The following is a 13,423-nucleotide window of genomic DNA, read 5'->3' as shown; positions in this document are numbered from 1 at the left end:
GTGAAATTTAGCACTACATTTATCGACTATTTATATGTTTTTATCTAAATTAACTTATTCTATTTAGGTTAACATTAGTTAATTTAAGCTAAAAAAAGTAAATTTATTGCGCCTTAATTACTTTTACACATGAAAAAAACTTACTTAATAATAGCATTAATGCTATCCTTCGCTTTTGTCAAAGCACAGTGTACCTCTTCAGGAAATAATGTTGGTGACGAATATATAAGTGAAGTTCAACTCAACGCAACATCATTAAATTTAGATACAACTTCACCCGGTGTAGGATATACTGATTTAACTGGGTTGGGTCCTTTTAATTTGACAGCTGGAGTATCAAGTTCTGTCTCAGTAACAAAATTTTGGACAGGAACTGTTTATGATGAAGGAGTTGCAGTTTGGATTGATTACAATCAAGACAATGTTTTTGATAATGCTACAGAACAGATTTTTTTAGATGGAGCTAGTCAAGTAACTACTGTAACAGGAAACTTTACAGTTCCACTAACAGCGTTAGCAGGAAATACACGCATGCGTGTTCGAATGCAATATTTTAATAATCCAGGTGATCTGATAACTACTGCTTGTGGAACATTTAACTTCGGAGAAGTAGAAGATTATACGGTAAACATTGTAATACCAGTAACGCCGCCAGATATTTTTGTAAGTGGTAACGGTCTAGAAATCACAGATGGTTCAACAACTACCTCAGTAGCCGATGATACAGACTTTGGAAGTGGTACTATCAGTACTGATATGATTACTAGAACATTCACTATTGAAAACACAGGTACGTCAGCAACAGATTTAACACTATCAAATCCAGCAATAAGTTTTGCTAGTGGAAGTAATGCAGCTTTTACCATTGCATCACAACCTGCAGACTTGATACTTTCCGCAGGAGAATCAACAACTTTTCAAATAACCTTCTCTCCCACAGCAGTTGGAGTTGCTTCGGCAGAAGTAGTTATTGCAAATAATGATCCTGATGTAGCTGAACAATCTTTTACATTTGATATTACAGGAACAGGAGCATTACCTTTTGTAAGTCCTGGAAGTGTGTCTTTAGACCTAGAATTATGGTTAAAAGCTGATGTAGGAACTTCGCTTACAGGAACCGATGTTGATAGTTGGGCAGATCAATCTGCAAACTCATTTACAGCAGCTTCAGAAGGAACGTCTGATGCGCAATTAGTAACAGATGGATTAAATTTTAATCCTGTGCTAAGATTTACAGGAAGCGAATTTTTGAATTTAGGTAATCAAACAGAACTAGATATAGATCCGCTAACAGAAGAAATGACACTTATTGCAGTGTTTGAATCTGGAGGAGGAAGTACAGGAACGGTAATATCGAAAGCTAACAATAACAGAAGAAATTATCAACTATGGTTGGGGCAAACAGATCGTGTGGTGCACTATACCTTAGGTAGAGATACTGGAAATACAGCAGAGCGTTTTGGAACTATATACGCTCTAAATGAACCTAAAATTACAACGGGAATTGTTTCTACAAATGCAGATCCATTTCTAAGACTAAACACCTTTGTAAATGGAGTTACTGATCCAGAGTTTTTAGATAACGGAGCAGACAACGGTTCAGCAAATGTTGATGTGTTAGTTGGTGCCCGAAGAAATGCAAATAATACTGACTCAGGATATTTATTTAGTGGAGATATTGCTGAAATAATAATGTTTGATAGGGCAATATCAGTATTAGAAAGACAAAAAATTGAATCGTACTTAGCAATCAAATATGGAACTACGTTAGGGTCTAATGATGAAAATTGGAATAGTACAACAAACACAGCATCTCCTTTTGGATATGCTGGTACAAGTGAAGACTACTTAGATTCAAGTGGAAATACAATTTGGGATGGTAGTGTAAATGCAGGATACGGATACAATGTATTTGGTGTTGCACGTGATGATAACTCTGCATTAATGCAAACGAGATCAAGAAGTGTCAACATAGCTCCTGCGGACATTTTAACAATGGAAGTGGAAAGCGGAAGTTTTTCTTCTAATCAAAGTTACCTAATTGTAGGGAATAATGGTCTTGGAGAAACAATTCAGACATCAACATTACCAGCAAGAACATTAGGAATGTTAAACAAAGTTTGGTTAGCACGTGAAAGTGTTTCCGATGTAGGTTCTATAAAGTTAGACTTTGACATGAGCTCTAGCGGACTTACTAATCTTGACGACTTAGAACTATATATTGCTGATGATGCAACTTTTAATAACTACGAAAACTATGCAGGAACTAATGTTGGAGGTGTGTTAACATTTACAGGTGTAAACCTTGCAAATGGTCAGTTTTTTACATTGGCAGAGCCGCAACAAGTAACAGGTTCAAATGCATTATTTTTTGATGGAGTAGATGATTATGTTGAAGATAAAACACCAGCAACAGAAGGATTAACAGATTATACAGTAATGGGATGGGTGAAAAATCCTGGACAAGTTGCAACAGTTACAAATAGAAGAATATTAGGAGTAACTGATCAATTTGAATTTTTCTTAGGATCTGATTTACTTTCAATTCAAGAAGGACAAACAGTATCTGTATCTTCGCCTACAAGTGCAACCACACGTGACTGGGTTCATTTTGCAGTAATTGTAGATACAGGGTCAGGTTTTGCAAGATTTTATCTGAATGGAGTATCTATTGGTGGAGGAAGTATTGATCCAATATCGCCAAATACGAATCCTTTCCGAATGGGAGTTGAAGGAAGTTCTGATTATTTTCAAGGTTCTATAGATGAAGTAAAAATCTTTAATGTAGCACTTACGGAAGATCAGATGCGACAAATGATTTATCAAGAGGTACAAATAAATGGCTCCAATGTTAGAGGAACTATAATTCCTAAAGATATTGAAGACTTTACAACAAATGCAAATGTACCTTGGTCATCATTAATAGCATACTATAATATGTCCGACATCAAAGGAAATCGTGTAGAAGATCAGTCAACAGGCAATAATGATGCCTTTATGAAAAATATAGCTTCATTAGAAGCACAAACTGCTCCATTGCCATATATCTCCACAGCAGACGGAAACTGGGAAGATGATGCTACATGGGTAAATGGTTCTATTTGGGATACGCCATCGGCTGGTTCTAGAAATTGGGCAATTGTAAGAGTGTCTGATAATGTAGTTGCAAATGCAAGTTATACAACACTTGGTTTATTTGTAGACTCAGGAAGTACACTTACATTAACTGGTACAAACCCAGTTATTACAAACCCTTCTCCATTTGCTTTTACAGCAGGATCAGGATTAGCACATACAAATACATGGTATGCCGAATTAGATGGTATCATGGATTTAAATGGTGAAAGTCAATTTGTACAACAAGAAAATAGTGATTTAGCGACCTCAAGTGCAGGTTATCTTGAAAGAGATCAACAAGGAACGGCGAGCAGATTTACATATAACTATTGGTCATCGCCAGTAAGTAATATAAATACTTCAGCAAATAATCAAGATTTTACATTAGGAGCTGTATTGCTTGATGGAACAACACCTGCCTCACCTGCTACAATTACATGGACAGCAGATGAAAATGGAACTGTTGGTCCGCCAATAACAATCAGTACGCGATGGATTTATAAGTTTGTAAACGGAGCAGATGAAGATTACAATGCTTGGCAATTTGTTCGTAACACAGGTGCTATATCTGCAGGAGAAGGCTATACAATGAAAGGAACATCTCCAATAGCAGCTGAAAGAGATGAACAAAACTACATATTTAGAGGAAAACCAAATAACGGTGATATTTCAGTAGGGCCTCTAGGTGATACAAACCTATACTTAGTAGGAAATCCATATCCAAGCGCACTAGATGCGAATGAATTTTTAGCAGATAACCCAAATATGGAAGGAACATTATACTTTTGGGAACATTGGGGTGGAGGAACACACGTATTTGTAGAATACCAAGGAGGATATGCAACATATACATCTATGGGTGGTGGAGTGCCAGGAATGTCACATCCATCAGTTAGTGCAGCAGGCTCAGCGACAAAAACACCAACACGATATATTCCTGTAGGACAAGGATTCTTCGTGCAAGGTGATAACAATGCGGGGAATGGAGTAACGACAACAATAGAATTTAATAACTCACAAAGATTATTCTTGCCAGAATACATCGGAACATTTGAATTCTCAACCTTTATGAGAGGAACAACTGAAGATTCAGGTTTTAATATCGGAGAAATTCCAAATCCTGCAAATAACAATGTAGTTGCAACGGATAATACCGAAACAAATACTCCAGAAGATGAACCATTAACATTGGATGATATCTATGAGCAATATGGTATTAGAAAAGATAACAGAGAAAGAATTCGCCTTGGGTATACAAATTCACAAGGATATCACAGACAAATATCATTAACTTCTGATAGAAGAGCTTCTGATGCTGTAGCAAGAGGTGAAGAAGGAGAATCAATTGGAGTTACTGAGAATGATATGTATTGGTCTTTAGAAGGAGGTAAATATGTAATTCAAACAGTATATAAATTCCATGAAGATAGAGAAGTTGCTATTGGTTTAGTTTCTCAAAATGGTGGAGTTGGTACAATTAATATTGATCAATTAGAAAATATTGACGATGGTTTAGGGATTTTCATAAAAGACCTAGTTACTGGACAAACACATGACCTTAGAGAAAGTGATTTCAGTGTAACGCTTCCGGCAGGAGAAACAAACGATCGTTATGTATTAGTTTTTGAACCAGAAGATCAATTAAGTATAGATGAGGAAGTTCTTGAAAATGGAATAGTTATGTATACAGACAACGAAACAAAAGAACTTGTGATTGCAAATAATACAGGTGTTCAGTTAAAAGGAATTGATATGCATACAATTCTTGGGCAACAAATAATGTCATTAAAAGAAGGAATAAGCAACAACACCATTCGAATTCCAATCAATGACAAAGCAAGCGGTATTTACATTATAAGTATCAGTTCTGAAAAAGGAAAAATTAGTAAAAAACTAGTCATCCAATAACACAGAAACGAACGTATAAAAAAAGACCACTTGAAAACCAAGTGGTCTTTTTTTGTTTAACACATTACAATTCAATGAAATTCATTAATTTCGCAAATCCAATATACAGCAGAAAAAATGGCTAATAAATTTAGAGAATACAAAGGACTAGACTTACCAGTAGTTGCAGACGAAATATTAAACTATTGGGAAGAAAATAACATCTTTGAAAAAAGTATAAGTTCAAGAGAAGGCGCTGAATCATTCGTATTTTTCGAAGGACCACCGTCAGCAAACGGATTACCAGGAATTCACCACGTATTAGCCAGAGCGATTAAAGATATTTTCTGTCGTTATAAAACGCAAAAAGGATATCAAGTAAAACGTAAGGCAGGTTGGGATACACATGGACTTCCAATAGAACTAGGTGTTGAAAAAGAATTGCAAATCACCAAAGAAGACATTGGGAAAAAAATATCTGTTGTTGAGTACAACGAAGCTTGTAAAAAAGCGGTCATGCGTTACACAGATATCTGGAACAACATGACACGCCGAACAGGATACTGGGTTAATATGGACGATCCGTATATCACGTACAAATCAAAATACATGGAAAGTGTTTGGTGGTTGTTAAAGGAAATCTATGACAAAGGATTAATGTACAAAGGATACACAATCCAACCCTATTCACCAAAAGCAGGAACAGGATTAAGTTCACACGAATTAAACCAACCTGGAACCTATCAAGATGTAACGGATACAACAGTTGTTGCACAATTCAAAACCATTAAAGAAACATTGCCAGAAGCGTTACAAAGCGTTGAAGGAGATGTACATTTCTTAGCATGGACAACAACACCTTGGACATTACCATCAAACACGGCATTAACGGTTGGGCCAAAAATCGATTATGTTGTTGTAAAAACGTTCAATCAATACACATTTGAGCCAATCAATGTAGTGTTAGCTAAAAACTTAGTTGGAAAACAATTTGCAGGTAAAAAATATTTTAAAGTTTTAAAAGGTTCTGACTTCAGTAACTTTAATGAATCTATCAAGGAAAAAGGAGGATTAGATGCAAACGAAAGACTTTCGCTTATTTTAGGAAAAAATGTGGCTCAACCTGATTGGGAAAATCTCTGGCATGTCTTTGTGGACAAAAATAAACTCTCTGACAATGAGAAGCTAGATTTTCTAAAAGGATTAGGATATGATTTGGATTTAGATGATATAACCTCTATTAAAAACTCTGATATTAAGACTATTAATGGGAAAATTCCTTTCAGAGTAATTTCTAATCACAAAGGAAGCGACTTAGTAGGCATCAAATATGAGCAATTGTTAGACTATGCATTGCCATATGAAAATCCTGAAAATGCTTTCAGAGTGATCTCTGGAGACTTTGTGACTACGGAAGATGGAACAGGAATCGTACATACAGCGCCTACTTTTGGGCAAGATGATGCGTTGGTTGCGAAACAAGCAACTCCAGAAGTTCCACCATTACTAGTAAAAGATGAAAACGATAACTTAGTTCCGTTAGTAGATTTACAAGGTAAATTTAGACCAGAAATGGGCGAATTTGCTGGAAAATATGTCAAAAACGAATACTATACTGAAAATGCTCCTGAAAAATCAGTTGATGTCGAATTAGCCATCAAACTAAAAACTGAGAATAAAGCATTCAAAGTAGAAAAATATGTCCATAGTTACCCAAATTGCTGGCGTACGGACAAACCAATCTTATACTATCCGTTAGATTCTTGGTTTATCAAAATCACGGATGTAAAAGATAACATGTATGCATTAAACCAAACCATCAACTGGAAACCAAAATCAACAGGGGAAGGGCGTTTTGGAAACTGGATTGCAGGAGCAAACGATTGGAATTTATCTCGTTCACGCTTCTGGGGAATTCCATTGCCAATATGGCGTACTGAAGACGGAAAAGAAGAATTGATGATTGGTTCGTTAGCCGAATTAAAATCAGAAATCCAAAAAGCCATCGATGCAGGTGTTGAAACAGAAGATGTATATGCTTCGTTTGAAGTAGGAAACATGTCTGAGGAAAACTATGATAAAGTAGATTTACACAAACATATTGTTGACGGAATTACATTAGTATCACCTTCTGGGAAACCTATGAAACGCGAAAGTGATTTAATTGATGTTTGGTTCGATTCTGGTTCTATGCCATATGCACAATGGCACTATCCGTTTGAAAACAAAGAACTCATCGACAATAACGAAAGCTATCCTGCAAACTTCATTGCCGAAGGTGTCGATCAAACTCGTGGTTGGTTCTATACGCTTCACGCGATAGGAAGTATGGTTTTTGATTCGGTTGCCTATAAAAATGTTGTATCAAATGGTTTAGTACTTGATAAAGACGGACAAAAAATGTCTAAACGTCTTGGAAATGCAGTCGATCCATTTGAAACATTAGACAAATACGGACCAGATGCAACGCGTTGGTACATGATTTCAAATGCCAATCCTTGGGACAACCTAAAATTTGATTTAGAAGGAATTGCAGAAGTACGTCGTAAATTCTTCGGAACACTATACAACACATATTCATTCTTTTGTTTATATGCGAATATTGACAACTTTACATATAGTGAAGCTGACATTCCATTAGCAGAGCGTCCAGAAATAGATCGTTGGATACTTTCTGAGTTACATACACTTATCAAAAAAGTAGATCAATTTTACGAAGAATACGAACCTACAAGGGCAGCCAGAGCAATCTCTGAATTTGTTCAAGAATACCTAAGTAACTGGTTTGTACGTTTAAGTAGAAGAAGATTTTGGAAAGGCGATTATCAACACGATAAAATATCTGCATACCAAACATTATACACATGTATGTTAAATGTTGCCAAGTTAGGAGCGCCAATTGCACCTTTCTATATGGACAGACTTTACAAAGACTTAACGAAAACGACAACTACAGAAAACTTTGAAAGTGTACATTTGGCTAAGTTTCCAAAATATGATGAAGCGTACATTGACAAATCATTAGAGCGTAAAATGGAAAACGCGCAAACAATATCTTCCTTAGTATTATCGTTAAGAGCTAAAGAAAAGATAAAAGTGCGTCAACCATTACAACGAATTATGATTCCTGTATTAGATGCGCAAACGAAAGAGGAAATTTTGGCTGTAGCCGAATTAATAAAATCTGAAGTAAATGTCAAAGAAATTGAATTGCTAGATGATGCTTCAGGAATATTAGTAAAGCAAATAAAGCCAAATTTTAAAGTTCTTGGACCAAAATTTGGGAAAGATATGAAAGCGGCAGCGGCTGTAATTATGCAGTTTGGACAAGAAGAAATAGCCGAAATTGAAAAAACAGGAAAAATCCCTGTAGAAATTAACGGAAAAAATAGTATTTTAGACATTACAGAAGTTGAAATAACTTCTCAAGATATCGAAGGTTGGTTAGTCGCCAATTCGGGAGGAATAACTGTAGCGCTAGATGTAACAATTACTGAAGAATTACGAAAAGAAGGAATCGCAAGAGAACTTGTAAATAGAATTCAAAACTTACGTAAAGATTCAGGATTTGAAGTCACAGACAAAATACATGTATCACTACAAAAAGATGAACATTTAGTAGATGCCATAAAAACTAATTTAACGTACATAAAAGTAGAAACGCTTACAGAAGAATTAGTATTTGTAGATAAACTAGAAAATGGAATAGAAATTGCTTTCGATGACGTAAACACCACATTATTTATTAAAAAAATGTAACACATCATGGAAGACACTAAAATAAGATACTCAGACAAGCAGCTTGAAGAATTCAAAATAATCATTCAAGACAAAATAGATCAGGCGAACAAAGACTTGGAATTATTAAAAAGCTCGTATATGAACGACCATAACAATGGTACGGACGATACGTCGCCAACATTCAAAGCATTTGAAGAAGGATCTGTGACAATGTCAAAGGAGAAAAACATGCAATTGGCTATTCGACAAGAAAAGTTTATCCGTGACCTTAAAAATGCACTCATCCGTATTGAAAACAAAACGTACGGAATTTGTAGAGTTACTGGAAAATTGATTAATCCTGAGCGTCTTAAATTAGTACCACATGCTACATTAAGTATTGAAGCAAAAAACATGCAAAAATAAAAAGCATACCATCATACAAAAAGCGCTCATTGAGCGCTTTTTTTGCTTTATATTCAAAAAAGTTCAATAGTATTGCGTCAGATTGAGTGAATTTGCACAACAAATTTGTATCGAAATTTAGCGTAAATGATATCGTAAATGTTTAAAATAAAGTATATCCTAACATTCTTCCTGCTGACAAGCATATCTTGTTTTGCCCAAAAAGTAACACAGCAAACCTTTTCTATTCATGAAATAGACGAAATTCGAATCAATACGGATAAAATATTTCAGCTCAATATTATCAGCACAAATGATAAAGTAATTAAGATTGAAACCAAAATGGAAGGCGAATACTTTCGCGATTTAAACATAATAACCGCAACGAAAAACAAACAAATACAACTTTCGTGTGAATTAGCGGAAAATTTCGAAATCCCAAACGATAAATTAAGTGCGCACAAGGTCTTTTCGGTAGTAATAGATATCTACATTCCAAAAAAACTAAAAATACAATTAGAAGGCGATGGAACGCAAGTGCATATCAAAGGACAGTACAAAAAAGTTCAGGCAATTCTAATTTCAGGAAACTTTACATTAACCAACTTTACAAGCGAGGCGGAAATTCAAACAAAAAAAGGGAACATTCATTACATTAATCGTAGAAAACCAACTTTGGAAGTAAATACGAATCAGCATGTAATCTTCTATAAAAAAGGAAGAAAAATAGAATTAAAAGCAGACAATGGAAAGATTACATATTCTGCTGATAAAGCGTAAAATATTCTTATTTTAGCCAACTATTAGAATTTTCAAACGGAAATTGTACGACATATGTCATTAAAAAAAGCTATTGGAATCATTGTTTTGGTCTTACTCATTGATCAAATCAGCAAAATATATATCAAAACAAACTTTGTACTAGGCGAATCAGTAGATGTTTTTGGCTGGTTTAAAATTCTCTTTGTTGAAAACAGAGGAATGGCTTGGGGAGTTGAATTGCCCGGTAGCTACGGAAAATTATTATTAACGTTATTCAGACTATTTGCAATCTCTGCAATAGGATATTGGCTGCATACAGAAGTAAAGAAAAACGCTTCTCGTGTACTCATAGTTGCCATCGCACTTATTTTTGCAGGCGCATTTGGAAACATCATTGACTCTGTATTTTATGGAGTTTTATTTAGTGAAAGTTCACAAGTTAGTGGAGTTGCTACATTTTTACCTGAAGCTGGTGGATACGCACCTGTATTTCACGGACATGTAGTAGATATGCTCTATTTTCCTATGATTGATACTACGTTGCCAGAATGGTTGCCTTGGTATGGAGGACAACGTTTTACCTTCTTTGATCCTGTATTCAACATTGCAGACTCTGCTATTACAGTTGGTGTTTTACTGTTGATTATCTTTAACAAACGAGCATTTCCGAAGAAGGAGAAAGAAGTAAAAGCCACTACTGAAGAAGAATACACCGGGATTTACTAAATCTTGCGTATTTGAATATATATAATCAGTAACGACAATTAAGGTATTTATTTAATAGCTGGTATGTTTTTAATTTAGTATTATGAATGATGGTTAGTTTATCTTGTTTTTCTGAAGTATAGAAAAGATTTTACGTTAAAAATTTTTGAAGCCTTGGAGAAAATTTAGTAAAATTTGTGCGGTTTTAGTTTTTCAACGAGAAAACTAAAAATATCTGCCAGAATAAAAGAGTTAAAAAGGTTACCGACTACATTTCGACTGCGCTCAATGTGACAATAAGAAATGGTATTAAAACTCAAAAACCTCTTCAGGCGTTGCACAAAAATCCAAACCAATATCATTAACATCAACTTCAAACAAAGTTGTTTCAGGAGGAAAAAATGACAAACCAATCTTAATCACATCAGAGTTGCAATTTGCTAAAAAACGATCGTAAAACCCTTTTCCGTAGCCAATTCGGTTACCTTTAGTATCATATGCTAACAAAGGCACAAAAACGACATCAATCTTGCTGGAAGGAACTTCAATGCCATCAATAGGTTCGGGAATATGATATGCGTTTTTCTTAATTACAGTGTTGTCTGTAAGCAGAAAATGTGTCAAGGAATTGTCTTCAAAATTACTTTTAGATAAGATGATATCTTTATCTTTTCCTGCCAAAATATTCAAAATAAACTCGGTATCTACTTCTTTCTGTTCAGTAATTGTCAAAAACAAATGATAATAACGTTTCTCCCAAATAGGAAGATTTAATAAACTATTAGCAATTGACATACTAAAATCATCTAACTGTTCAGGAGTTAGCGAATTTCGTAACGTTTTGTACTTCTTTCGTAAGGTAGATTTTGACATGAATACAGTTTTAACACAAAAATAAAAAATGTAGAAATGCTATTACTTTGTTTTTGGAATAAATGCTGCTAAATTTGTGAAAAGGTATTTTTCTTTTTTCCAAACCTCAAAAGCAAAGCGCAAAAAAACTCAATACTAACATCTCAGTACAGATACTAGATACATGACCGAAGCATTAGCACTACAACTTAAAATACTTCCAACCAATCCTGGTGTATATCAATACTATGATAAAGAAGGGAAAATTCTATATGTAGGGAAAGCAAAAAATCTGAAAAAGCGTGTGTTATCATACTTTACCAAAAACCATGAATATGGTAAGACAAAAGTATTGGTTAAAAAAATTGATTCTATCAAGCATATTGTGGTGGCAACGGAAACAGATGCGTTGTTATTAGAGAACAATCTTATCAAAAAATATAAGCCACGTTACAATGTATTGTTAAAAGATGACAAGTCGTATCCGTGGATTTGTATCAAAAATGAACGCTTTCCAAGAGTATTTCAAACCCGTAGAATGATCAAAGATGGTTCTGAATACTTTGGTCCGTATACAAGTGTGAAAACGGTTCGAACCTTATTAGATTTAATCAAAGGATTATATCCATTACGAACGTGTAACTACGACTTATCGCAAGAAAAAATAAACGCAGGCAAATACAAAGTCTGTTTAGAGTATCACTTAGGAAACTGTAAAGGTCCTTGCGAAGGCTATCAAACGATTCAAAGTTATGATGAAGAAATCAGAGCGATTCGTGAAATCTTAAAAGGAAACTTCAAAGATTCCTTGTTGCAGTTCAAAACGCAAATGAAAGAACATGCAGTAGCGATGGAATTTGAAGATGCACAAAAAGTAAAAGAAAAAATAGAAATCTTAGAAAACTACCAAGCAAAATCAACCATTGTAAATCCTAAAATCAGCAATGTAGATGTGTTTTCCATAGTGTCTGATGAAAGCTTTGGTTACATCAACTATTTACAACTATCGTTAGGTTCTATTGTGCGTTCACACACGATGGAAATTAAGAAAAAGCTAGACGAAACAGACAAGGACTTATTAGAATTGGCAATCACCGAAATTCATCAGCGTTTCAAAACCAATTCCAAAGAATTATATGTGCCTTTTGAAGTAGAACTAGGTGGAAAGTTTAAAATCACAATTCCAAAGCTTGGAGATAAAAAACGAATCTTAGATCTTTCATTACGAAATGCAAAATATTACCGTCAAGAACGTTTCAAGCAAATAAAGTTAACAGATCCTGATAAGCATGTAAATCGAATTATGTCACAAATGCAAAAAGATTTACGCCTGTCAGAAGAACCACGACATATAGAATGTTTTGATAACTCTAACATTCAAGGAACACATCCTGTAGCTGCTTGCGTTGTTTTCAAAAATGGAAAACCAAGTAAAAAAGAGTACAGGCATTTCAACATAAAAACAGTTGTAGGACCAGATGATTTTGCTTCTATGGAAGAAGTTGTTTATCGCAGATACAAAAGATTAGTTGAAGAAAAGCAACCTTTACCACAATTAATTGTCATTGATGGTGGAAAAGGACAGCTATCTTCTGCGTTAAAAAGTTTAGATGCTTTAAATTTACGTGGAAAAATTGCAATCATCGGAATTGCAAAACGCTTGGAAGAAATTTACTATCCAGGCGATTCAATTCCGTTATATTTAGATAAAAAAAGTGAATCACTCAAAATAATTCAGCATTTACGAAATGAAGCGCACCGATTTGGAATTACATTTCATAGAAATAAAAGAAGCAATAGTGCGTTAAATTCAGAGTTGGAAACTATTGCCGGAATTGGTGAAAAAACAATAGTAGAATTATTAAAGAAATTTAAATCTGTCAAACGAATTGCCACAGCATCACGTGAAGAAATTGCTGCAGTAATTGGTGACAGTAGAGCGAAAAAAATATACGAGAATTTTCATAAAAAATAA

At 34.6% G+C, this 13,423-nt stretch carries 7 protein-coding genes; 6 read left to right on the top strand and 1 reads right to left on the bottom strand.

Annotation, left to right across the window (positions count from 1 at the left end; translation table 11 throughout):
• Positions 1–129 precede the first annotated feature (129 nt).
• From Q0828_RS02690 to Q0828_RS02670, 5 genes are all read left to right on the top strand, one after another.
• Positions 130–5,025 carry a GEVED domain-containing protein gene (locus Q0828_RS02690; RefSeq protein ID WP_298417448.1) on the top strand — a complete coding sequence of 1,632 codons (4,896 nt, stop codon included), beginning with the start codon at positions 130–132 and terminating at the stop codon, positions 5,023–5,025.
• Positions 5,026–5,142: 117 nt separating this feature from the next.
• Complete coding sequence (gene ileS / locus Q0828_RS02685; protein ID WP_298417446.1) at positions 5,143–8,763, top strand: isoleucine--tRNA ligase; 3,621 nt, start codon at positions 5,143–5,145, stop codon at positions 8,761–8,763.
• Between the two features lie 6 nt (positions 8,764–8,769).
• Positions 8,770–9,150, top strand: a complete 381-nt coding sequence (locus tag Q0828_RS02680) for a TraR/DksA C4-type zinc finger protein (protein WP_298417444.1) — start codon at positions 8,770–8,772, stop codon at positions 9,148–9,150.
• A gap of 138 nt (positions 9,151–9,288) precedes the next feature.
• Positions 9,289–9,909, top strand: coding sequence for a hypothetical protein (locus tag Q0828_RS02675; RefSeq protein ID WP_298417442.1), 621 nt, complete (start codon positions 9,289–9,291; stop codon positions 9,907–9,909).
• Positions 9,910–9,963: 54 nt separating this feature from the next.
• On the top strand, positions 9,964–10,617 hold the full coding sequence (locus Q0828_RS02670; protein WP_298417440.1) for a lipoprotein signal peptidase: 654 nt from the start codon (positions 9,964–9,966) through the stop codon (positions 10,615–10,617).
• A 288-nt stretch (positions 10,618–10,905) separates the two neighbouring features.
• On the opposite strand, the gene Q0828_RS02665 is transcribed toward Q0828_RS02670, so the two are convergent.
• Positions 10,906–11,469 carry a 5-formyltetrahydrofolate cyclo-ligase gene (locus Q0828_RS02665; protein WP_298417438.1) on the bottom strand — a complete coding sequence of 188 codons (564 nt, stop codon included), beginning with the start codon at positions 11,467–11,469 and terminating at the stop codon, positions 10,906–10,908.
• A 163-nt stretch (positions 11,470–11,632) separates the two neighbouring features.
• Between Q0828_RS02665 and uvrC the strand changes: the two genes are divergently transcribed.
• Positions 11,633–13,423: an excinuclease ABC subunit UvrC gene (uvrC, locus tag Q0828_RS02660; protein WP_298417437.1), complete on the top strand. Its 1,791-nt coding sequence runs from the start codon at positions 11,633–11,635 to the stop codon at positions 13,421–13,423.

Origin of the sequence: uncultured Kordia sp., from assembly GCF_947496985.1 — a bacterium.
Taxonomy (GTDB): domain Bacteria; phylum Bacteroidota; class Bacteroidia; order Flavobacteriales; family Flavobacteriaceae; genus Kordia.
This window is presented reverse-complemented; position numbering and strand designations above follow the sequence as displayed.

Excerpts from the sequence above, each read along its gene's own strand:
- Q0828_RS02690 (WP_298417448.1), top strand. The coding sequence starts at position 130 with ATGAAAAAAACTTACTTAATAATAGCATTAATGCTATCCTTCGCTTTT.
- Q0828_RS02665 (WP_298417438.1), bottom strand. The coding sequence starts at position 11,469 with ATGTCAAAATCTACCTTACGAAAGAAGTACAAAACGTTACGAAATTCG.
- Q0828_RS02675 (WP_298417442.1), top strand. The coding sequence starts at position 9,289 with ATGTTTAAAATAAAGTATATCCTAACATTCTTCCTGCTGACAAGCATA.
- Q0828_RS02670 (WP_298417440.1), top strand. The coding sequence starts at position 9,964 with ATGTCATTAAAAAAAGCTATTGGAATCATTGTTTTGGTCTTACTCATT.
- ileS (WP_298417446.1), top strand. The coding sequence starts at position 5,143 with ATGGCTAATAAATTTAGAGAATACAAAGGACTAGACTTACCAGTAGTT.
- Q0828_RS02680 (WP_298417444.1), top strand. The coding sequence starts at position 8,770 with ATGGAAGACACTAAAATAAGATACTCAGACAAGCAGCTTGAAGAATTC.
- uvrC (WP_298417437.1), top strand. The coding sequence starts at position 11,633 with ATGACCGAAGCATTAGCACTACAACTTAAAATACTTCCAACCAATCCT.